Origin of the sequence: Aromatoleum diolicum (genome assembly GCF_012910955.1) — a bacterium.
Classification (GTDB): Bacteria; Pseudomonadota; Gammaproteobacteria; order Burkholderiales; family Rhodocyclaceae; genus Aromatoleum; species Aromatoleum diolicum.
Genome location: NZ_WTVQ01000001.1, coordinates 63,171 through 85,584 on the forward strand (window position 1 = coordinate 63,171; position 22,414 = coordinate 85,584).

Sequence of the window (22,414 nt, forward strand, 5' to 3'; positions counted from 1 at the left end):
CCCCGCCTGCATGAAAATCGCCACCTGGAACGTCAACTCGCTCAAAGTCCGACTGCCCCACGTCATCGACTGGATCGCCGCGAATCGCCCCGACGCGTTGTGCCTGCAAGAGCTCAAGATGGAGGACAAGGCCTTCCCCGTCGCGGAACTCGAAGCGGTCGGCTACCACGCGGCGTTCAACGGCCAGAAGACTTATAACGGCGTCGCGATCCTCAGCCCGGCGCCGCTCGAAGCAGTCGTGCGCGACATCCCCGGCTTCGCCGACGAGCAGAAGCGCATCATTGCCGCCACGATCGGCGGCGTTCGCGTGATCAGCGCGTATTTTCCGAACGGGCAGGCCGTCGGCTCGGACAAGTTCGCCTACAAGCTGCGCTGGCTCGCCGCGCTCACCGACTGGCTGCGCGAGGAACTGAAGACCCACGAGCGCCTCGTGCTGGCGGGCGACTTCAACATCGCCCCGGAAGACCGCGACGCCCATCCCGACTGGAAAGAAGAGATCCATGTGTCGGCCCCCGAACGGACGGCGTTCGCGGCCCTGGCCGCACTCGGACTGCGCGACGTGTTCCGGCAATTCGACCAGCCCGAGTCGAGCTATTCGTGGTGGGACTACCGCATGGGCGCTTTCCGGCGCAATTTCGGCCTGCGCATCGACCATATCCTGGTGTCACCGGCTTTGTGCGCCGGCTGCCGCAGTTGCACCATCGACAAGACGCCGCGCAAACTCGAACGCCCGTCGGACCACGCGCCGGTGAGCGTCGAGTTCGACCTGTAAGCCCACCACGCACCGGACGCTGAACGCCAATGAACCCACATCCCCCGGAACTGGCACGTCTCGCCGAACGCTACCCGATGATTTCGGCGCTGCCCGAGTCCGCACAATTGCGTCTGTTACGTGGTGCTCGCTGGGCACGGGTACCGGCGGGGAGTCTGCTGTTCGACGATCATCAGGCCTGCGAAGGGTTTCCCTTCGTCGTCGAAGGATCGGTGCGCGTGGTGAAATGCGCCCCCAACGGGCGCGAACTGCCGCTGTACCGCGTCTCAGCGGGCGAAACCTGCATCATTTCCTCATCCTGCCTGCTTGGTCACGAGGACTACAACGCGCGCGGCATCGCCGAAGCCGATACCGTGTTGCTGCTGCTGCCAAAGCACGACTTCGACGAACTTCTCGCCGAACCCGCATTCCGCAGCTTCGTGTTCCACCTTTTCGCCGAGCGCATCGCCGATCTGATGCAACTGATCGAGGAAGTCGCATTTCACCGCCTCGATCAGCGCCTCGCCGCACAGTTGCTCGGCAAGGGCCACACCCTCCACGTGACGCACCAGCAACTCGCCGACGAGTTGGGCAGCGTGCGCGAATTCGTCAGCCGGCTGCTGAAAGGCTTTGCGGCACAGGGCCTGGTGAAGCTGTCACGCGAACAGATCGAGATCCTCGACCCCGCGGGTCTGCGCAAGATGGCCAGCGAAGGGCGGCAGGACTAGACAGGGCGCCCTGCTCCGCCACGGGGGCACTTCGAACGTGGTGACGCCCCGTGAGCGGAAGAACAGGTATCGGACGCCCCCCGCTGTGTAACCGAGGTTACAGACCCGCCGCCGATCGGGTGGTCAAATACGCTTGCTCATCCTGACACCCGAACGGAGAAAATCATGAATGCAAACGTTGGCGGCATGGACAAGATCCTGCGCATCGTCGCTGGCCTGGTACTGATCGTCCTCGCCATCATGGGCATCGGTGCCCCCTGGACGTGGATCGGCGTCGTACCCCTCGCTACCGGCCTGCTGGGCTGGTGCCCGGCCTACTCGATCTTCGGCATGAACACCTGCCCGATGAAGAAAGCCTGAACGGCTCGCGACGCATCGCATCACCAAAGCCGGGGCAACCCGGCTTTTTCATTTCCGCCATCACTTCGACTTCATCGCGACGTGGTTGGCAATGGCAATGTACTCGGCAACACTCAGGCGCTCGCCACGCAGGCCGGGGTCGAGCCCGAGTGCGGCAAAATCCCGTTCGTCGAGAAAATCCCGCAGCGTATTGCGCAGCGTCTTGCGCCGCTGGCCGAACGCCGCCGCGACGATGCTTTCCAGCAGCCCCTCGTCCTGCGCGGCAAGCTGCTCGGGCGGCAGCGGAACCATCCGCACGATACTGGACGTCACCTTGGGCGCCGGGCGGAACGCCCCCGGCGGCACATCGAACAGCCGCCCCATGCGGAAGCGGTACTGCAGCATCACCGACAGGCGGCCATAGTCGTCGGTACCCGGCTCCGCCACCATGCGCATCACCACCTCCTTCTGCAGCATGAAGGTCATGTCGCTGACCTGGCCCGCATACGCGGCAAGGTGGAACAGCAAGGGGGTGGAGATGTTGTACGGAAGATTGCCGACGACCCTGAGCGGCGCCCCAAGCTGGCCGAAATCGAACTTCAGCGCATCGCCCTGGTGGATCGTCAGATGCTCCAGGGTGTAGCGTTCCTGCAGGCGGGCAATCAGGTCGCGGTCGATTTCCACCACGTGGAGATGCCCCAGACGCTCGACCAGCGGATCGGTCATCGCCCCCAGGCCGGGGCCGATCTCGACCATGGTCTCGCCCGCCACCGGCCGGATCGCGTCGATGATCTTGCGGATGATGTTCGGGTCGGACAGGAAGTTCTGCCCAAAACGCTTGCGGGCACGGTGCTCGGTCATTGGTCTTCTCGTTTCTTCTTGATTCAAGGAAGCGGGGCCGCGCAGCGTTTGCACAATGCAGCCCCCGCTGCGGCGGCTTTCGGGGCGAGGCGTCCGCCGCGCGCCATCGAGCACCGGAAGCCACCGCAGCGGGGGCGGGTCACCCGCACCGACGGCAACTTCAGGCGCGCACGCGCGCCATGTCGATCGCCAGTTCCACGGCAGCGAACAGACTACCCGGGTCGGCGCGCCCGGTCCCGGCGAGATCCAGCGCCGTGCCATGATCGACCGAGGTGCGGATGATCGGCAGCCCCAGCGTGACATTCACCCCGCCGCCAAAACTCGCGTGCTTCAGCACCGGCAAGCCCTGGTCGTGATACATCGCCAGCACCGCGTCACCCTGCTCCAGCGTATGCGGCACGAACAAGGTGTCCGCGGGCAACGGCCCGATCAGGCGCATCCCCTCGGCACGCAATGTCTCCAGCACCGGCGTGATGATCTCGATTTCCTCGCGCCCCATGTGCCCGCCCTCGCCCGCGTGCGGGTTGAGCCCCGCCACCAGGATGCGCGGCGCTGCCAGCGCGAAGCGCGCCACCAGATCGGCATGCAGGATGCGCAGCGTCTCCTCGAGCACTTCGCGCGTGATCGCTGCCGGCACCGCGGCGAGCGGCAGATGCGTCGTCGCCAGCGCCACCCGCAGCCCGCCGCCGACCAGCATCATCACCACCAGCGGCGTATGCGTGTGCTCGGCCAAATACTCCGTGTGCCCGGTGAATGCCACGCCGGCATCGTTGATGACGCCCTTGTGCACCGGCGCCGTCACCATGCCGGCAAATTCGCCGGACTGACACCCCGCCAGCGCCCGATCGAGCAGCGCCAGCACGTAGCTCGCATTCGCCGGGTCGAGCACTCCCGCCTGCGCCGGCGCATTCAGCGGCACATGCAGTACTTCGAGCGCGCCGGCCGGTCCTCGGCCAAGCGCCGCATCGAACGGCACCACCCGTCGCGATTTGCCGCCACGCGCCCGGATCAGCCCGATATCGCCGAGCACCACCAGGCGCACCGGCCAGTCACGCTCGAGCAGCCGCGCGCACAACTCCGGCCCCACGCCGGCAGGTTCGCCGCTCGTGATGGCGAAAATGGGGAGAGCCGACAATTGAGCGCTCAGTCCTTTTCCGTCCGGAATTCGACGTAGGTCCGGTCACGCAGCTGGCGCAACCACTCCTCGTACGCCTCGTCGGCCTTGCGCTCGCGCAGGGCATTGCGTGCGGCGTTGCGCTTGCGCTCATCGGACACGTCCTGCGTGCGACGCGCCTCGACCTGGATCAGGTGCCAGCCGAAGGGCGAGCGCACCGGCGGACTGACTTCGCCCGGCTTGAGTGCGTCCATCGCACGCTCGAACTCGGGCACCGTATCACCCGGATTGAGCCAGCCCAAATCGCCGCCCTTCGCCGACGACAAGTCGGCAGAATGCGCCTTGGCCAGATCGGCAAAGCTCGCGCCATTGACGACGCGCTCGCGCAGGCCGATCAGGCGACTCTCCGCGTCGGCATCGGTAAGGATCTCCGAAGTCCGGATCAGGATGTGACGCGCCCGCGTCTGCTGCATCTGCTGCGCCTCGGCGGCACCACTCCCGCGCTTGTCGATCAGTTTGACGATGTGCAGACCAGCCGCACTGCGCATGATCTGCGACACCTCGCCCGGCTTCATTCCGCGCACCGCATCGGCGAACATCGCCGGCAGGCGGTCGCGCTTGCGCCAGCCCAGGTCGCCGCCGTTCAACGCATCCGGCGCATCCGAATACGCGGCAGCGAGACGACCGAAATCCTCCCCCGCGCGCAGGCGCGCTGCCACATCCTCAGCACGCGCTGCGCGCTCCGACATCTGTTTGAGGTCCGCGCTTTCGGGCACGCGCACCAGAATGTGCGCAATCTGGAATTCCTCGCCCGACAGGGCCTCCGGATTGTTGGTCAGGAAGTTGTCGATCTCAGCATCGGTCACCACCACCCGGCTGTCGACCTCGCGCTCGCGCAGGCGGGTAAGCAGGATTTCGCTGCGGATCTGGTCGCGGAACCGGTTCCAGCTGACGCCGTCCTTTTCCAGCGTCAGGCGCAGGTCGGTGAGACTCAGGCGGTTGTTTTCGGCGATCCGCGCAATGGCGCGTTCGAGCGTCGCATCGTCAACGCGCAAGGAAGTTTCCGCCGCAAGCTGCAACTGCGCGCGCTCGAGCACCAGCCGCTCGAGCAGTTGCCGCTCGAACACCTCGGCAGGCGGCAGCGCCGTGCCCTGGCGCGCGAGCTGGCGACTGGCCTGCTGGACGCGATCGCGCAGTTCGAGCGTCGTGATGACCTCGTTATTGACGACCGCCACAATGCGGTCGACTTCGACCGTACGCGGGGTGGCCGCATGGGCGGGAAGCAGTGCGGCGACGCAGGACAGGCCGGCAAACAGGGCAAGGCTCAAGCGCGAAGGGATTCGTATCATGGTCTGTCGTGATGTGGATGGGGGCTGCGTGACACTCATTCGGAACCGAAAACGCGGTCGCCGATGGGTTCGTTGATCTTCCCATAACCGGCAACGCTGCGTTTGAGAAGATTGACCGGACTGGAGCCGACACTGGCCAGGTCGTTCAGTTCGAGTTGCAGGAAGACCGCCTGGGTGACGTCGTCGGGATTGGTGGCAAAACGGTGCACCGCGGCACGGAAGGCCCAGCAACCGCCGTCGTACTCGAGCCCGGCAATGGTTTCCGTAACGCGGTTTTCCTTCAGGGAACGGGTGACCCGCCCGACACCGTACCATCGGCCGCCCAGCGGCCACTGGCCGGAGACGTCCAGATCCTGGAGGATGTCACGCGAATAGCGGTAGGAAAGGTTCAGTGCCTTGGCGTAATCAGGCTGGTAGCGCACGCCGAAATTGAAGCGCTCGGTCCAGGTGTCGCGCGGGTTGTACTGCCACGCCGAGTCGAGGGATACGGCCTGCGCGACGCGCCCGCTGAACGCCGCGAGAACGTCTGCACGGCGCCCGGTGCGCGGCACTTCGCCTGGCAGGGTGACGCGCTGGTCGTCGAAATAGAAACGCTGGCCGACCGTCGCACGCAGACGCTCGGCGCCGGTTTCGGGATCGATCAGGCGCGACGTGACCGCGGCCGTGACCTGGTTGGCGTCGGCGATGCGGTCGCCGCCCGAATACAGGTTTTCCGAGAAGATCTGCGCGAATCCGAAGTCGTAGCGCGACGTATCGAACAAGGGAATATCGTCCTGCTCGCGATGCGGCACCTTGACGTAATAGACGCGTGGCTCGAGCGTCTGCAGGTAGTTGCGGCCAAAGAAATCCGCCTCACGCTCGAACGTCAGGCCGCTGTCGATGGAGAAAATCGGCAGCGAGCGGGTAATCGACTCGCTCTTGGTCAGCGGCCCGCCCGCAACCTCGGGCAAACCGCGGTCGAGCGAATACTGCGTGTGATGCAGCCCGAGCTTCGGCGTTACGTAATAGCCGGCGCGCTCGAAAGGCAGCGATACCTGAGGATAAAGCGTGAAGCGGCTGCCCTCGGGCATGTTCGCGTCGGGGTGGTCGAACTTCACATACTCGCCGCGGAAGGCGAACGCCGTGCCTGCCGGCAGTTCGCTGCGGTTCGCATTGAGCAGCAACTGCGGCAGACGCCGATAGGGTTCGCCCCCCGACAGCGTCTGGTAACTCTGCACCAGCGCCGAAGCATTCCACCATTCGCTGCCGGCGTAGTTCAGACTCCCCGAGCGCACCAGGTTTACCCGCGACGCGACCGACAGGCGCGAACTCAGATCCTCGAAATACTCCTTGTCGGTCACGCCGTTCCAGTCGACCGACGCAAACAGGCTGGGGGTAATGATCTGCTGGTGCTGGAACGAGCCAAGCGCCCGCTCCTCGCCGGTGACGTTGTCACGCGGCAGCCATTCGACCCGGCTTTCACCCCGCTGGGTCGCCGTCAGGTAGCGGAATTCGGTGGCCAGCTGCACGCCGCGTCGCCCCATGATGCGCGGCGCAATCGTCGCGTCGTAATTGGGTGCGATATTCCAGTAATAAGGAATGGAGATATCGAGACCGACCTTGTTCGACGCCCCGTAGGTCGGCGCCAGAAAGCCCGACTGGCGCTGCCCGACCAGCGGAAACTCCGCCCACGGCCACCACAGCATCGGCACCCCCTGGAACACCACCGAGGCACCGCGCGCGACACCAACCTCGCGGTCGTAATCAAGACGCAAGTCAGCGGCCTTGATATACCAGTCGGGGTCGCTCGCCTCACAGGTCGACCAGGTCGCATTCTTCAGGCGGTACTGATTCTCACCTTCAAAATACATCACGTCGGCGTGACCACCACCCGACACGACCCGCTCGGACTCCTGCCCCCCTGCCGACCGCTCCCGCGCAGCTTCTCCTGCAAGCGGTTTCGCACTGCGGCTGAAACGATATTCCGGCGATTCGAAGGCCCCGACCCGCTCTGCGAGCTTGAGGCGCGCCTGCGGCCCGCTCATGCTGTCGTCGCCCTGGGTCAGGCGCACATTGCCTTCGGCCTGCGCCTCGTCCTCCAGCTCGCGGTAGACCAGCTTGTCGGCCGACAGCAGCAGGTCATCGCGCTGCAGCTCGGCCTCGCCCTCGGCAACCAGTTCGACCGAATGCGTACCCCGGATGCGCAAGGCGCGAACCTCCGTCGCGCCGGCTGCCAGGTCCGCCGCCGCTGCCGGTGGTGCAGCGGGCTGGATCACGGATCTGGCACCGCCCTCGGCGCCGGCTTTCGCACCGGGCTTCGCCGCCGCGGGCTGTTCACGGACTTCGCCGGCTGGCGCAGGACGGGCGTCAGCGGGCGCCGGCCTGGCGGGCGTCCGGGCAGTCCCGCCACGCACCAGGTCCGGCGACACGACCAGCGGCGGCAATCCGGCCGCCAGTGCGGAGCCCGAGAAACAGCACAGCAACAGCGGAATCAGCCGCAGCTGCGTTCTCAATCGCATTTCGCGCAAGCACTTTCCCCAGTCTTGGATGATTGCCGACCGACCATGTCCGGCACAGTCACGGCGTTTTGATAAACTCGCCGATTTTACACGAAGCGTCGTGGAGAACCCGGTGCACAGACTCACCCAACTGAACGACTGGCTTGCCGCGCAGCTGCCCGGCCAGGACTTTGAACTGAGCCCGGCATCGGCCGACGCCAGCTTTCGCCGCTATTTCCGCGTCCGCACCGCAGACGGCGCCAGCCGCATCGTCATGGATGCTCCGCCCGAGCACGAGGACTGCCGCCCCTGGCTCAAGGTCGAAGAGCTCTTCCGTGACACCGGCGCGCATGTCCCCGAAGTGCTCGCGCAGGACCTCGAGCAGGGCTTCCTGCTGTTGTCCGATCTCGGCAGCACGACCTACCTCGTCGCATTGAACCCGGGCAATGCGGCGCACCTCTACGCCGACGCGCTCGGCTCCCTGATCGCGATCCAGCAGGCGAGCCGCCCCGGCGCCCTGCCCGAATATTCCCGCGAACTGTTGCTGCGCGAACTGAACCTGTTCCCGGACTGGTATATCGCCCACCACAAGGGTGTCACGCTCGACGATCGCCAGCGTGTGACGCTGATGGACACTTTCGACCGCATCCTTGCGGTCAACCTCGCCGAACCGCAGGTCTTCGTGCACCGCGACTACCACTCGCGCAACCTGATGTACCTGCCCGACGGCGGCAACCCGGGCATCATCGACTTCCAGGATGCGGTGTACGGCCCGCTGAGCTACGACCTCGCGTCGCTGTTCAAGGATGCCTACATCCACTGGGACGAGGATTTCACCCTCGACATGCTGGCGCGCTACTGGGAAGCGGCACGCGCGCTCGGCCTGCCGGTGCGCGCCGACTTCTCGGAGTTCCATCGCGACTACGAATGGATGGGCGTGCAGCGCCACATCAAGGTGCTGGGCATCTTCGCGCGCCTGTATCACCGCGACGGCAAGGACGGCTACCTGCGCGACATGCCGCTGGTGATGGACTACCTGCGCCGCGCGTGCAAGCGCTACCGCGACCTCGGCCCGCTGCTGAAGCTGCTCGACCAGCTCGATCCCGAACCGGTCGAAGTCGGCTACACCTTCTGATGCGCGCGATGATCCTCGCCGCCGGGCGCGGCGAACGCATGCGCCCGCTAACCGACACCTGCCCCAAGCCCTTGTTGCAGGCAGGCGGCAAGGCGCTGATCGTGTGGCAGATCGAGCGCCTGCGCGCCGCCGGTTTCGACGAGGTTGCGATCAATCACGCCCACCTCGGCGCGATGATCGAAAACGCACTCGGCGACGGCCGGCAATTTGGTCTGCGCATCCGCTATTCGCCGGAGACCGAGGCACTGGAGACCGCCGGCGGCATCCGCCAGGCCCTGCCGCTACTCGGCGACGCGCCATTCCTCGCGATCAATGGCGACATTTTCTGCGATGCGGATCTCGCGGCGCTGCGCGCAGCCGGCGAAACACTGTCGCCGGAGGGCGACCTCGCCCGCCTGCTGATGGTGCCGAACCCTGAGCACCACCCCGCCGGCGATTTCCACCTCGCCGACAACCGCCTGCACCGCGACGGCACCCCACGACGGACCTTTTCCGGCATCGGCGTGTATCACCCCGCGCTGTTTGCCGGCATCGCGCCGGGCAGCCGCGCGGCCCTCGGCCCGCTGCTGCGCGAGGCGATGGACGCCGGACGCGTCAGCGGCGCACTGCACACCGGCTACTGGCTGGACGTCGGCACCCCGGCACGCCTCAGCGAACTGGACGAACGGCTCCGGCAACCGGCCGCCTGAACGCGACCGGGACGGACCGGTCGAACCCGACACCCCCTGCATGCCATAATCGACCGATGAATACCCTTTCGGACCGCCTCGCTCCCGACATCGCTCCGTTCCGCGCGCGCCGCGAACGGCTGCTGGCCCACATCACGGCGCACGGTGGCGGCATCGCCATCCTGCCGACCGCACCCGAATACGCACGCAACCGCGACACGCACTATCCGTTCCGTTTCGACAGCTATTTCCATTACCTTACCGGCTTCGGCGAGCCTGAAGCGGTGGTCGTGCTGATCGCCGGCGACAACCCGAAAACCGTCCTGTTCTGCCGCGAAAAGAACGAAGAGCGCGAAATCTGGGACGGCTACCGCCACGGGCCGGATGCCGCGTGCGAGCGCTTTGGTTTCGACGAGGCCTGGACCATCGGCGACCTTGACCTGCGCCTGCCCGAACTGATCGCCAACCAGCCTGCGCTGTGGTGCAGCCTCGGCCACGACAGCGACTGGGACGCCCGCATCCTGCGCGCGCTCAATGCCGTGCGTGCCAATGCCCGAGCCGGCGTCGTACCACCGCACGCGATCCGCGACGTGCGCGCCGAACTCGACGAAATGCGCATCCTCAAGGACGACGCCGAGCTTGCGCTCATGCGCCGCGCCGGCGAGATCTCCGGCGAAGCCCATCGCCGCGCGATGACCGCGACGCGCCCCGGCCGCCACGAATACGAAGTCGAAGCCGAGCTGATCCACCATTTCCGCCGCGCCGGCAGCCAGGCCCCCGCCTATCCCTCGATCGTCGCCAGCGGCCCCAATGCCTGCGTGCTGCACTATGTCGAAAACGACAGGTTGATGGCCGACGGCGACCTGCTGCTAATCGACGCCGGCTGCGAACTCGACGGCTACGCCTCGGACATCACGCGGACCTTCCCCGTCAATGGGCGCTTTTCGGCGGCGCAGCGCGACATCTACGAACTCGTGCTCGCGGCACAAGGCGCCGCGAAGGACACCATCCGTCCCGGCACACACTGGAACGCGCCGCATGATGCCGCCGTGAATGTCCTCGCCCGCGGCCTGCTCGACCTGAAGCTGCTGACGGGCAGCCTCGACGAAGTCATCGAACAGGGCCACTACCGCCGTTTCTACATGCACCGCACCGGCCACTGGCTCGGTCGCGACGTGCATGACGCTGGCGAATACAAGCGCGACGGCGACTGGCGCCCACTCGAACCGGGCATGGTGCTCACCGTCGAACCGGGCTGCTACATCCGGCCTGCAGCAGACGTTCCGGAGGCCTTCTGGAACATCGGCGTGCGCATCGAGGACGACGCCGTCGTCACCGCCACCGGTTGCGAATTCATCACCGACGCCGCGCCGCGCACGGTCGCGGAGATCGAGAGCGTCATGCGCGAGGCTCGCGATGCCGCAACATGACCTGCTGATCGTCGGCGCCGGACCGGTCGGGCTCGCGCTCGCCCTCGCGCTAAGGGACAGCGGCCTCGCGATCGCGCTTGCCGATACCCGTGCGCGCGGCGCGATCACCGCCGACCCACGCGTGCTGGCGCTCGCCCATGGCACGCGCCTGACGCTCGAACGTCTCGGCGTCTGGGACCGCCTGCCCGCAACACCGATCCGCCACATCCACATCTCGCAGCAAGGCGGATTCGGCCGTACGCGACTGGACGCCACGGACTATGGCTTGCCCGCGCTCGGCTACGTGCTGCCCGCCGGCGCACTCGCCGCCGAACTGCGCGCTGCGGTCGAACGTGCCGGCATCGCCGTCATGGACGAAACCGAGGTCGCCGCGCTAACACCCGCCAGCGATGCGGTCACCACCACGCTCGCCGGCCCGGGGGCCCGCACGCACGGCACTTGCGCCACGGCCCGCCTCGTCGCCTGCGCCGAAGGGGGACTGAAGGCCGGCGCAACGGATATCGTCGAGCGCGACTACCATCAGCACGCCCTGATCGCGCGCCTTTGCATCGACGGCAGCCACCACGACACCGCCTTCGAGCGCTTCACCGCAGACGGCCCGATCGCCTTGCTGCCGCACGGCAAGGATTACGCGCTGGTGCACGTCGTCGCCCCCGAACGCGCGACCGAACTCCTCGCGCTCCCCGACACCGCCTACCTCGCGCACCTGCAGGCGCGCTTTGGCAGTCGGGTTTGCTTCACCCGCATAGCCGAGCGCCTGCGCTATCCGCTCGGTCTGCGCTATCGACGCAACCCCGTCGCAACGCGCACGGTCTGGCTCGGCAACGCCGCGCAGACCCTCCACCCGGTTGCCGGCCAGGGCTTCAACCTTGCCCTGCGCGACGTCTGGGCACTGTCCAGGGCCCTGCTCGACCATCCCGGCGACCCGGGCCTGCCCGCGACCCTCGCCGCCTACCGCGATGCCCGCCGCCTCGACCGCTTCGGCGCCATCCACTTTACCGACAGTCTCGTCCGCATCTTCAGCAACGACATCGCGCCCCTGCATCACGCACGCGGGGCGGCCCTGTTCGCGCTCGACATGCTGCCGCCCTTGCGACACTTCATCGCCCGCCGCATGATGTTCGGCGCACGCGCCTGGCCCTGAACCGCAACCTCACTGCCAGTCAATTGTTGAATTTCCGCAGCAGGTCGCCACAACACACATTTTGTAACGTTATATGATGGCGGGCGAACAATTCATGGTCAGCGTTATCTCCGAAAAATGAATAAAAACATGCGAATTCGCTACAAGATCACGCTTGCGGTCGGTATTGCCGTCACCACGGTACTTGTGGCGATGGCGGTCTTCTTCACTTACTTCCAGGAACAGTCGGTCCTCAAGCAGAACGAGCGGACCATGGAAAAACTCACTGAAAGCGTGGCCCAGGGCCTGCAGGCGGTGATGCTCGCGGGCTCTGCGGACATCGCGGAATCCTACGCGGATCGCCTCAAGAAGGTCACCGACATCCTCGATTTCCGCATCCTGCGCATCAACGGCGATGAAGCGTTCCGCGACAACAAGACGATCGAAGACGTCAACCGCCGGCGTGGGGACGAAACCTTCGCGCCGCGCGACAGTGAAATGCATGTGCCGGTCCTGCCCGCGAACGACCCCAGTCTTCTCGCCAGCGTCAGCGAAGGCCGCACGATCGCCGTTTATGAGCCGGGCCAGGACGGCCACCGCAATCTCACCTTCCTCGCGCCGATCAAATACGCAGACGCCTGCAGCAAGTGCCACGGCGCTTCGGGCAAGGTGCGCGGCGTCATCAAGCTGACGACCTCGCTGGCCGCCGTCGAACGCGACATCTACGAAGTGCGGCAGTACGCCATCGGCGGTCTCGCGCTGGCGCTCGCGGCAACCATGCTGCTGACCGGCTACATGCTCGGGCGCACGGTCGTCGAACCCCTGGAAAAGGTTACCAATGCGATGGCGCGGGTATCCGGCGGCGACCTCAACCACCAGGTGCCGATCCACAGCCGCGACGAACTCGGCAATATGGCCAGCAGCTTCAACCGCATGACCTCGGAACTGAAGACCACCTACGATGGACTGCGCCGCGAGCAGGACAAGCTCACCACCATCATTCACGGCGCCGGCGAAGGCATCATCGTCACCGACAACACCGGCGAGATCGTGCTGGTCAATCCGGCCGCCGAGCGTCTTCTGGAAAAATCCGCCAGCCAGATTGCCACCGACGGTTTCCGCCAGATCCTCGACAACGAGGAGCAGATGCGCGAGTGGCTGTCCGAAGGCGGCAGTCGCGAACCGATCACGACCACCTACAAGGATCGCGTCCTGCAGGTGTTCGCGTCGACCATTCTCGGCAATGACCACAACGTCGTCGGCTCCGCCGCACTGCTGCGCGATATCACCGAAGAGAAGCGCCTCGAAGACGAACTGCGGCGGCTATCGACGACCGACGGACTGACGGGTCTCTTCAACCGCCGTCACCTCGACAACACCCTCGACACCGAATACAACCGCGCCGCGCGCACCGGCACCTCGCTCGCCGTGGTGATGTTCGATATCGACCATTTCAAGAAATTCAACGACACCCATGGCCACGACCAGGGCGACCGCGTGCTCCAGGCAGTCGCGCACAACTTCCGCGACGCCTTGCGCAAGTATGATCTGGCCTGCCGCTACGGCGGCGAGGAATTCGTCGGCATCCTGCCCAACACCACGCTCGACGGCGCCTACTCCGTCGCCGAACGCCTGCGCAGCGACATCGAGGCCTCCGAAGTCGACGGGCTCAAGGTCACGATCAGCCTGGGCGTCGCGGCCTTCCCGCAACTCGCAGTGGTATCGCCCGAAGGTCTGATCGAAGCAGCCGATGCGGCGCTGTATCGTTCCAAGGCACAAGGCCGCAACCGTACGACCCGTGCAGAACCGCCTCCTGCGGGGAGCGGGCCGGATCAAGCCGGCGGCACACCGGACGCCGATACCACACAGCTGTGACGCAATCGTCGCCGGGGTGAGCATTCGACTGCTCGCCCGGCGCCGCATGGGGTAAAATGCGCGACTTTCCCCCGCTCGTTTCCCCGTCCATGCAGTACGCCGGCTTTACCCTGCGCAACAACCTTTTCGTCGCCCCGATGGCCGGCGTGACTGATCGGCCGTTCCGCCAACTGTGCAAGAAGCTCGGTGCGGGCGTCGCGGTCAGCGAGATGGTCACGTCCAATTCGCTTCTTTACGGCAGCGCTAAAACGCGTCGTCGCGCCAATCACGAGGGTGAGGTCGACCCGATTTCGGTGCAGATCGCGGGCGCCGACCCGCTGATGATGGCCGAAGCCGCGCGTTACAACGCGGACAGCGGTGCGCAGATCATCGACATCAACATGGGCTGCCCGGCGAAGAAAGTCTGCAACGTCATGGCCGGCTCCGCACTGATGCAGGACGAAGCACTCGTCGCGCGCATCCTCGAAGCCGTCGTCGCGGCGGTGCCGAATACGCCAGTGACGCTCAAATTCCGTACCGGCTGGAACCGCCAGAACCGCAACGCCCCGGCCATCGCGCGCATCGCCGAGGCCTCGGGCATCCGCGCCATCGCGATTCATGGCCGCACGCGCGCCGACCAGTACATGGGCGAAGCGGAGTACGACACCATCGCACAGGTCAAGTCACTGGTGAGCATCCCGGTGATTGCCAACGGCGACATCACCTCGCCCGAAAAAGCGAAATACGTGCTCGAGTACACCGGCGCCGACGGCGTCATGATCGGCCGTGCCGCGCAAGGCCGGCCGTGGATCTTCCGCGAGACGGAGCACTATCTTGCCACTGGCGAGCTGTTGCCGCCGCCGCTGGTCAGCGAGATCCTGCAGGTCTGCCGCGAGCACCTGTGCGACCTGTACGCCTTCTACGGCGAGGACACCGGCGTCAAGATCGCGCGCAAGCATATCTCCTGGTACACCAAGGGGCTGGTCGGCTCGGCAGCGTTCCGCCGTGCGATGAACCAGTTGCCCGATGTCCGCACGCAGCTCGAAGCGGTGGACGAATTTTTTGGTCATCTGGCCGAGCAGGACGCCCGCCTGCGCTACGAAGCAGAACTCCCGCAGGAACTTGCCGCATGAGCCGCGCCAACGAGATCGCCGATTCGGTGCAACGCACCCTCGACCAGTATTTTCGTGACCTCGACGGCGAGAAACCGGCCGCCATCTACGACATGGTGATCCGCAATGTCGAACGCCCGATGCTCGAATTCGTGCTGCGCCAGGCCAACGGAAACCAGACTGTGGCCGCCGAAATGCTCGGCATCAACCGCAACACGCTGCGCCGCAAACTCACCGAATACGAATTGCTGTAACTCCGTTTGCCGGAGCGCCTCCCCACGGCGGCGCGCCATCAAGCCTTCCGACTATCCCTTGCGACCCACACGATGAAAGTCTCCCAAGCCCTGATCAGCGTCTCCGACAAACGCGGCGTCCTTGAATTCGCCCAGGCCCTGCATGCCCAGGGCGTCAAGCTGCTGTCGACGGGCGGCACCGCGTCGATGCTGCGCCAGGCCGGACTGCCGGTCACCGACGTTTCCGAGCACACCGGTTTTCCCGAAATGCTCGACGGCCGCGTCAAGACCCTGCACCCCAAGGTGCACGGCGGCATCCTTGCGCGCCGCGACCTGCCCGAGCACATGGAGACGATCGCCGCGCACGACATCTCCCGCATCGACCTCGTCGTCGTGAACCTCTACCCGTTCGCGCAAACCGTGACCGAACCCGACTGCACGCTCGAGGACGCGATCGAGAACATCGACATCGGTGGCCCGACGATGGTGCGCGCCGCGGCGAAGAATCACGGCAATGAAGCCGGCGGCGTTGGCATCGTCACCGATCCGGAGGACTACGCTCCGATCGTCGCCGAACTTCGGGCGAACGACGGCGCGCTGAGCTACAAGACCCGCTTCGCGCTAGCGGTCAAGGCCTTCACGCATACCGCCCGCTACGACAGCGCGATCTCCAACCACCTCACGGCGCTCACCCTCGGGGAAGGCGGTGAGGTCTCGAAGCAGGCCTACCCGGAGCGCTTCCAGGTCGCATTCGACAAGGTGCAAGACCTGCGCTACGGCGAGAACCCGCATCAGAGCGCGGCGTTCTACCGCGAGCCGGTCACGCCGGAAGGCTCGATTGCCGCCTACGTCCAGCTACAGGGCAAGGAACTGTCGTACAACAACATCGCCGATGCCGACGCCGCATGGGAATGCGTCAAGGCCTTCGACCGCGACAGCCACACCGCCGCCTGCGTCATCGTCAAGCACGCCAACCCCTGCGGCGTCGCCATCGCGGAATCGCCGGAAGCCGCCTACCGAAAGGCCTTCTCGACCGACCCGACCTCGGCATTCGGCGGCATCATCGCCTTCAACTGCGAAGTCGACCGTGCCGCCGCCGAAGCCGTCGCAGCCCAGTTCCTCGAAGTGCTGATCGCCCCGTCCTACAACGCCGATGCGCTGGCCGTGCTGGCGGCCAAGCAGAACGTGCGCGTGCTGACCTGCGCGCTCGGCAAGCCCGCCGGCGCCCTCGACTACAAGCGCGTCGGTGGCGGCCTGCTGGTACAAAGTGCCGACGAGGCGCGCATCCAGATCGCCGATCTGAAAGTGGTTACCAAGCGCGCCCCGACCGACGACGAACTGCGCAATCTGCTGTTCGCGTGGCGCGTCGCCAAGTATGTCAAGTCCAACGCCATCGTCTACTGCCGTGACGGCATGACCGTTGGCGTCGGCGCCGGCCAGATGAGCCGTGTCGATTCCGCCCGCATCGCCGCAATCAAGGCCGAGAACGCCGGCCTCACGGTGCGGGGTTCGGTGGTCGCCTCCGATGCCTTCTTCCCGTTCCGCGACGGCCTTGACGTGCTCGCACAGGCGGGCGCGACTGCGGTTATCCAGCCCGGCGGCTCGATGCGCGACGCCGAAGTCATCGCCGCGGCCGACGAGCAGGGTATCGCGATGGTCGTCACGGGTTTCCGCCACTTCCGCCACTAAGCATTTGCAAAGAAATCGTTGCGATCGGCAGCCATGGTCCCGACTCTGATCGCAGCACGGAGATATACATGAAAGTTCTCGTCATCGGCTCCGGCGGCCGCGAACATGCGCTGGCCTGGAGACTCGCCCAGTCACCGAAGGTGACCCGCGTGCTCGTCGCGCCGGGCAACCCGGGTACCGCGCGCGAGCCGCTGCTCGAGAACGTCGCCGTCACGGCGATTCCCGAGCTCGTCGAGCTCGCCCGCCGCGAACAGGTGCAGTTCACTGTCGTCGGCCCCGAGGCACCGCTCGCCGCGGGCGTCGTCGATGCCTTCCGCGCCGCCGGCCTGCCGATCTTCGGTCCGTCGAAGGCGGCTGCACAGCTCGAAAGCTCGAAGGATTTTGCCAAGCGCTTTCTTGTCCGACACAACATCCCGACCGCGAAATACGAGACCTTTTCCGATGCGGCCGCTGCCCATGACTACGTGAACGCGCAGGGCGCGCCGATCGTCATCAAGGCCGACGGCCTCGCCGCTGGCAAGGGCGTGGTCGTGGCGATGACACTCGACGAGGCACATGGCGCGATCGACATGATGCTCACCGACAATCGCATGGGCGATGCGGGTGCGCGCGTCGTGATCGAGGAATTCATGCTCGGCGAGGAAGCGAGCTTCATCGTCATGGCCGACGGCAGGCACGCCCTTGCGCTCGCGACCAGCCAGGATCACAAGCGCCTGCTCGACAACGACGGAGGCCCCAACACCGGCGGCATGGGTGCCTATTCCCCTGCCCCGGTCGTCACGCCCGAAGTACACGCCCGCGTGATGCGCGAAATCATCCTGCCGACGCTCGCCGGCATGGCGGCCGATGGCCAGCCCTATACCGGCTTCCTGTACGCGGGTCTGATGATCGACGACGCTGGCCAGCCGCGCGTCGTCGAATTCAACTGCCGCATGGGCGACCCCGAGACCCAGCCGATCATGATGCGGCTGAAGACCGACCTGTCGGACCTGATCGAAGCCGCGATCGGCGGCCGTCTCGACCAGGTCGAGGCCGAATGGGACCGCCGTGTCGCGCTCGGTGTAGTGCTCGCCGCCGAGGGCTATCCCGAGGCACCGCGCAAGGGTGCCACAATCGCCGGTCTGCCGACGACCGACGCCGATGACGTGCATGTGTTCCACGCCGGCACAGCGGAACAGGACGGGCAGATCGTCACCAACGGCGGCCGCGTGCTGTGCGTCACCGCCCTCGGCGACAACGTGCGCAATGCGCAGAAACGGGCCTACGAGATCGCCGATGCGATCGTCTTCGAGGGTCGCCAGTTCCGTCGCGACATCGGCCACCGCGCCGTCGCCCGCAAGAACTGACCATGACCGCGCCCGACTCCACGATCGTCAAGCAATACCTGCTGGATCTGCAGAACCGTATCGTTGCGGCCCTGGAGCAGTTCGACGGCGAAGCGTTCCGCACGGACGCCTGGGATCGCCCCGGTGGCGGAGGCGGCATCACGCGCGTGATCGAGGAAGGTCGCTTCTTCGAGCGTGGCGGAGTCAATTTCTCGCACGTGATGGGCACCGGCATGCCGGCCTCGGCGACCGCACACCGGCCGGAACTCGCGGGCCGCTCGTTCGAGGCGATGGGCGTGTCGCTGGTGCTGCACCCGCGTAACCCGCACTGCCCGACGGTGCACATGAACGTGCGTTTCTTCATCGCCCTGCCGCCGGCGGACGACGCCGCTGCGGCGCCGATCTGGTGGTTCGGCGGAGGCATGGACCTGACGCCCTACTACCCGATCGAGGACGACGTGCGCCACTTCCACCGCAGCTGCAAGGCTGCGGTGCTGCCCTTCGGCGGTGAAGCCGAATACCGTCGCCTGAAGGACTGGTGCGACAGCTACTTCTTCCTGAAGCACCGCAACGAACCGCGCGGGGTGGGCGGCCTGTTCTTCGACGACCTCGGTGCCGACAGCGCGATCGATTTCGACACCGCCTTCGGGCTCACCCGCAGCGTCGCCGACTCCTTCCTCGGCGCCTACCTGCCCATCGTCGAGCAGCGCCGCGAGCTGCCTTACGGCGAACGCGAACGCGACTTCCAGGCCTATCGGCGCGGTCGTTACGTCGAATTCAACCTGGTGTTCGACCGCGGCACGCTGTTCGGCCTGCAGTCCGGCGGTCGTACCGAATCGATCCTGATGTCGCTGCCACCAATCGTCAAATGGCGCTACGACTGGCGGCCCGAAGCCGGCAGCCCGGAGGCACGACTGTACGACGAGTTTCTCAAGGTACGCGACTGGTGCTGAGGGCTCCAGCTCACGGACACTGAATTACGGCCGCCGCAGCATCGGGCGGCCGTTGTGTTTCAGGCTATCGAACGCTGTGCAGCGGCACGGTAATGAGCCTGCGCCTCGTTCGCGCGCTCCAGGCGTTCGAGCAGACCGGCCAGCGCGAGGTGGGTTTCCACCGACGGAGCCAGATTCAGCGACGCTTCCAGATAGCTCTGCGCCTTGCCCCACAGCTGGGCAGTCAGGCACAAGCGCCCCAGTGCGTACAAGAGGCCGGCATCTTTCGGCTGCGTGCGCAACCAGCGCTCTCCGCGTGCCAGACATTCCACCGCGTCGCCTTCGCCGCAATGCGCATACAAACGGGCCAGCGCACTGTCCCATTCCTCGTCGAGCAGGCGTTCCAGCGTCTTGCGTGCGAGCGCCCCCTGCCCCGCTGCGGCGAGATAGGGAACCGCCCTTTCCACCATGCGCCGGTCGTTCAACTCGTCGGCTGGAATGCCCTTCCAGTAAGCGGCCAGACCTTCGGCGTCCCCAGCCAGTTCGCGCAAACGCTCCAGGTGCGCACGGCGCAACACCGACGAAGCCTGCTCATCCGACAAGGCCTTGTGCTTGCGCAACTGGCGCGCCAGGCGCAACACCTCTTCCCATTGCGCCAGTGCGGATGCCACCCGCAGCGACAAGCGTAGCGCGGCGATATGCCGATGACCGGCGAGGCGCAGACTGTCCAGGCGCTCCGCGGCCTCATCGAAGCGGCGCCCCTCGACGGCAAGCTCGGCTTCAGTCATCAGCCGCGCGACGCGGGACTCCTCTTCCTGCTCCGACGCCCGCCCGATCCAGATACGGTAGCGCGTGTCGTCGCGCATCGCATGCGCTGCACGCGCAGCCACCAACGCGGCCATCGCACGACTCTCGCCGTCGGAAAACGCCGCGCCGGCAAGCTTCATCGACTGCGCGAAGCGTCCTTCGAACAACGCTCGCAGCGCATCACGCAGCGCGCGGCCGGCCCTGTCCTTGCGCCGCCGCTCGCGGAAAACGCCGACGCGCCGCGGCAGGGCCGCCGTCTTGCCGATCAGGCGCAACACCGCGTAGGCGCAGACGAAGGACAGCAAGAGGCCCACAATCAGTAAATTGAGTGACAGCTGTGCCCGCCACGGAGGCAACACCAACAAGACGTAGCCGGTATTGATGCTTGCCAGCATCGCCACCCCGGCCGCCAGGGCAAAGATTCCGATGAGCCAGATCAAAGCACGCATTTCCGGCTCCTCAGCGTGCGCCGCTGGCGGGTTGCTGCGCCGGCGGCGTGTCCTGGGAGCCGGAAGGCGCAGCATTGGGTGCGCCGGCCGTGCCCGGCGACGCCTTGCTCGCCTCACCCGCGCGCGCCTGCAGCAATCGCAGCGCCGCGATGCTTTCGGTGGGCGCCGGCTGCTCGACCTTGACCGGCATGGCCACGAGGGCGGCGAGTTCGGACAGGGCCTCCTGTACCTTCGAGTCGCGCTGATCGAAGAAGCGCTCGATCCAGCCGCGCGCCTGAGCCAGATCAGCGGCATAGGTACGCCCGTCACGCGCCAGCAGCGCGAGCCGCGCCGTCAGCAGCCGGATCTTGAGATTTTCACGCAGGAAGGTGCTCTGGGCCGGCGCGAGCAGGACCGGCTCGGACTGGTCAAGCCGCTCGATGCGCACCAGCGTGCGCAATTCCCGCCACACATCGCCTGCCAGCGCAGTGACGAAATCCAGTGGTGACGGCTCGCCGACGGCGGGCGCCGCCGCGGCGTCGCGCGTAACCGGCGGCACATTCTCGGCAAGCTCTCCGGCAAAGGCCAGCGGCAGCGTGTCGACGCGTTCAAGCAGCACTTCAAGGCGCAGGGCGATGCCCTGCACATCCACCTGCGGCACGGCCTTGAGCCTTTCGATATCACGCATCAGCGCACGACGTAGCGACAACAGCTGCCCGCGATCCTGCGCCGCTAGGCGGGCTTCCGCTCCCTGCAGCGCGATCAGCGCCGCCTCCGAGTTGCCGGCAAGCTGCAACTGTTGCGTCGCAATTCCCACGGCATACTCAGCCTCGGCCACCACGCGGTCCTCGCGCGTACGCGAAAACTCCTGGTACAGCGATTCCAGCGCCGCGGCCTGCCCTTCGGTGGCCGCGACCTGTGCTTCGAGCGCACCAAGCTTGCCCTGCAGCGTAGCAACCGCTTCCTGTTGCTGGCGCGACAGGGCGCGGCTTTCCGTCGCCGCCGACTCGCCCGCAGCCAGCCGCTGCGCGACTTCCAGACGCACTGCGGCAACGCCGCTGCGCAACTCGTAGACCTGCCAGGCGATCAGTCCGACAGCGACGACGGCCGCCCCTGCCAGCACACCGGGCCAGCTGGAGCGACCGCTTGCGGCTACCGGGGCCGGAATGGCCGCGGACGCATTCCTCGCCGCGGTTTCGCGGTCTGGCACGGAGTTCGATTCGGACGGAGCGGGCAGGGGGAGCGCTGAATGTTCTTCGTTCATGGCCGGAGTGTAACCGAGGCTTGCTGGAAATGAGATTCGAGGGCGGCAATCAGTCCCTCGTCGCCGGGGGGGGTTTCGATCACCCGCAGGAAGCCCGCGGCGCGTGCATGCGCAACGATGCGCGGGTGAGGCGCGAAGACGGCAACGTGTTTCAGCAGCTGCCAGCCAGCCTCGCCCACCATCGTCAGCAGGTTGGGAACCCCTTCGCTGCTGGTCAGGGTAATGGCATCAAGATGCCCATGGGCCGCGAGATCGAGCAATGACGCGGGATCGAGATCGGGGCAATAACGCCGGTAGCAGGTCACGTACTCGACGGACGCCTCGCGCTCGCGCAGCGTTTCGCCAAGCAGATCGCGTCCGCCATCGCCGCGGAAGATCACTACGTTCCGGCCAGCGATCGACTCCCGTTGAAATTCGTCTAGCGCCAGTACCGCCTCGCTGTCGAAGCCGCTCTGCGGGGCGATTACGTGCGCGAAACCGAATTCGGCGAGCGCGCGCTCGCTGCCCTTGCCGACAGTCGCCGCGCGCAGATGCGCGGGCCAGGCGCGATGCGCAAGAATCGGTTCCAGCGCGTAGCGCACCGCGTTCGGGCTGACGAAAAACGCCAGATCGAAGGCATCGAGCCGGTCGGCAATGCCTTCGAGTGCCGTCACATCCGCGACGGCGCCGATTGCGAGCACCGGAAAGCGCAGCGCAATGCCACCGCGGGCAGCAATCGCCGCGCACAAACTGTCGGCCTGGCCGGCCGGCCGGGTCACCACGATGTGGCGCCCGGACATCGATTCCGAGGTCATC

20 protein-coding genes are annotated in these 22,414 nt (G+C 66.2%); 13 read left to right on the forward strand and 7 right to left on the reverse strand.

The genetic code is table 11. From position 1 onward, the window contains the following. Positions 1 to 10 precede the first annotated feature (10 nt). The 3 genes from xth to GPA25_RS00330 all read left to right on the forward strand — a co-directional run bounded on the left by xth (position 11) and on the right by GPA25_RS00330 (position 1,839). On the forward strand, positions 11 to 772 hold the full coding sequence (gene xth / locus GPA25_RS00320; protein ID WP_169258356.1) for an exodeoxyribonuclease III: 762 nt from the start codon (positions 11 to 13) through the stop codon (positions 770 to 772). A 29-nt stretch (positions 773 to 801) separates the two neighbouring features. Beyond that, positions 802 to 1,479, forward strand: a complete 678-nt coding sequence (locus GPA25_RS00325) for a Crp/Fnr family transcriptional regulator (protein ID WP_169258357.1) — start codon at positions 802 to 804, stop codon at positions 1,477 to 1,479. A gap of 165 nt (positions 1,480 to 1,644) precedes the next feature. Continuing rightward, the gene (locus GPA25_RS00330) at positions 1,645 to 1,839 is read left to right on the forward strand and encodes a YgaP family membrane protein (RefSeq protein ID WP_169258358.1); all 195 of its coding nucleotides are present in this window, start codon (positions 1,645 to 1,647) and stop codon (positions 1,837 to 1,839) included. 60 nt (positions 1,840 to 1,899) lie between these two features. Here GPA25_RS00330 and rsmA read toward each other — a convergent pair whose 3' ends face one another. The 4 genes from rsmA to GPA25_RS00350 all read right to left on the reverse strand — a co-directional run bounded on the left by rsmA (position 1,900) and on the right by GPA25_RS00350 (position 7,640). Continuing rightward, entirely contained in the window at positions 1,900 to 2,679 is a 780-nt protein-coding gene (rsmA, locus tag GPA25_RS00335; protein WP_169258359.1) for a 16S rRNA (adenine(1518)-N(6)/adenine(1519)-N(6))-dimethyltransferase RsmA, read from the reverse strand. Between the two features lie 160 nt (positions 2,680 to 2,839). Continuing rightward, positions 2,840 to 3,814: a 4-hydroxythreonine-4-phosphate dehydrogenase PdxA gene (pdxA, locus tag GPA25_RS00340; protein ID WP_169258360.1), complete on the reverse strand. Its 975-nt coding sequence runs from the start codon at positions 3,812 to 3,814 to the stop codon at positions 2,840 to 2,842. Positions 3,815 to 3,822: 8 nt separating this feature from the next. Beyond that, positions 3,823 to 5,142 (reverse strand): peptidylprolyl isomerase, encoded by a 1,320-nt coding sequence (locus GPA25_RS00345; protein ID WP_169258361.1) that lies wholly within the window; start codon positions 5,140 to 5,142, stop codon positions 3,823 to 3,825. Between the two features lie 35 nt (positions 5,143 to 5,177). After that, a complete protein-coding gene (locus GPA25_RS00350) occupies positions 5,178 to 7,640 on the reverse strand; it encodes an LPS-assembly protein LptD (RefSeq protein WP_169258362.1) in 2,463 nt (820 codons plus the stop codon). A gap of 112 nt (positions 7,641 to 7,752) precedes the next feature. Between GPA25_RS00350 and GPA25_RS00355 the strand changes: the two genes are divergently transcribed. From GPA25_RS00355 to hemF, 10 genes are all read left to right on the forward strand, one after another. Beyond that, positions 7,753 to 8,754 carry a phosphotransferase gene (locus GPA25_RS00355; RefSeq protein ID WP_169258363.1) on the forward strand — a complete coding sequence of 334 codons (1,002 nt, stop codon included), beginning with the start codon at positions 7,753 to 7,755 and terminating at the stop codon, positions 8,752 to 8,754. Further along, positions 8,754 to 9,443, forward strand: a complete 690-nt coding sequence (gene murU / locus GPA25_RS00360) for an N-acetylmuramate alpha-1-phosphate uridylyltransferase MurU (protein WP_246265142.1) — start codon at positions 8,754 to 8,756, stop codon at positions 9,441 to 9,443. Before GPA25_RS00355 ends, murU begins: the two co-directional genes overlap by 1 nt. A 56-nt stretch (positions 9,444 to 9,499) precedes the next feature. Then, a complete protein-coding gene (locus GPA25_RS00365; RefSeq protein ID WP_169258364.1) occupies positions 9,500 to 10,852 on the forward strand; it encodes an aminopeptidase P N-terminal domain-containing protein in 1,353 nt (450 codons plus the stop codon). After that, positions 10,839 to 11,996: an FAD-dependent monooxygenase gene (locus tag GPA25_RS00370; RefSeq protein ID WP_169258365.1), complete on the forward strand. Its 1,158-nt coding sequence runs from the start codon at positions 10,839 to 10,841 to the stop codon at positions 11,994 to 11,996. The genes GPA25_RS00365 and GPA25_RS00370 overlap by 14 nt, the downstream gene beginning before the upstream one ends. Positions 11,997 to 12,125: 129 nt before the next feature. Beyond that, positions 12,126 to 13,850: a diguanylate cyclase gene (locus GPA25_RS00375; RefSeq protein WP_246265144.1), complete on the forward strand. Its 1,725-nt coding sequence runs from the start codon at positions 12,126 to 12,128 to the stop codon at positions 13,848 to 13,850. An 89-nt stretch (positions 13,851 to 13,939) separates the two neighbouring features. Then, positions 13,940 to 14,962 carry a tRNA dihydrouridine synthase DusB gene (gene dusB / locus GPA25_RS00380; protein ID WP_169258512.1) on the forward strand — a complete coding sequence of 341 codons (1,023 nt, stop codon included), beginning with the start codon at positions 13,940 to 13,942 and terminating at the stop codon, positions 14,960 to 14,962. Beyond that, entirely contained in the window at positions 14,959 to 15,195 is a 237-nt protein-coding gene (locus GPA25_RS00385) for a helix-turn-helix domain-containing protein (protein ID WP_169258367.1), read from the forward strand. Before dusB ends, GPA25_RS00385 begins: the two co-directional genes overlap by 4 nt. 72 nt (positions 15,196 to 15,267) lie before the next feature. Beyond that, positions 15,268 to 16,863, forward strand: coding sequence for a bifunctional phosphoribosylaminoimidazolecarboxamide formyltransferase/IMP cyclohydrolase (gene purH / locus GPA25_RS00390; protein ID WP_169258368.1), 1,596 nt, complete (start codon positions 15,268 to 15,270; stop codon positions 16,861 to 16,863). A 68-nt stretch (positions 16,864 to 16,931) separates the two neighbouring features. Then, positions 16,932 to 18,209, forward strand: a complete 1,278-nt coding sequence (gene purD / locus GPA25_RS00395) for a phosphoribosylamine--glycine ligase (RefSeq protein WP_169258369.1) — start codon at positions 16,932 to 16,934, stop codon at positions 18,207 to 18,209. Between the two features lie 2 nt (positions 18,210 to 18,211). Beyond that, positions 18,212 to 19,141, forward strand: coding sequence for an oxygen-dependent coproporphyrinogen oxidase (gene hemF / locus GPA25_RS00400; RefSeq protein WP_169258370.1), 930 nt, complete (start codon positions 18,212 to 18,214; stop codon positions 19,139 to 19,141). A 59-nt stretch (positions 19,142 to 19,200) separates the two neighbouring features. On the opposite strand, the gene GPA25_RS00405 is transcribed toward hemF, so the two are convergent. Genes GPA25_RS00405 through GPA25_RS00415 form a run of 3 tightly spaced genes read right to left on the reverse strand, consistent with a single transcriptional unit; the run spans position 19,201 to position 22,413 of the window. Then, on the reverse strand, positions 19,201 to 20,376 hold the full coding sequence (locus GPA25_RS00405) for a heme biosynthesis HemY N-terminal domain-containing protein (protein ID WP_169258371.1): 1,176 nt from the start codon (positions 20,374 to 20,376) through the stop codon (positions 19,201 to 19,203). A 10-nt stretch (positions 20,377 to 20,386) separates the two neighbouring features. Next, positions 20,387 to 21,619, reverse strand: coding sequence for a uroporphyrinogen-III C-methyltransferase (locus GPA25_RS00410; RefSeq protein ID WP_169258372.1), 1,233 nt, complete (start codon positions 21,617 to 21,619; stop codon positions 20,387 to 20,389). Beyond that, on the reverse strand, positions 21,616 to 22,413 hold the full coding sequence (locus GPA25_RS00415) for a uroporphyrinogen-III synthase (RefSeq protein WP_169258373.1): 798 nt from the start codon (positions 22,411 to 22,413) through the stop codon (positions 21,616 to 21,618). Before GPA25_RS00415 ends, GPA25_RS00410 begins: the two co-directional genes overlap by 4 nt. Position 22,414 lies beyond the last annotated feature (1 nt).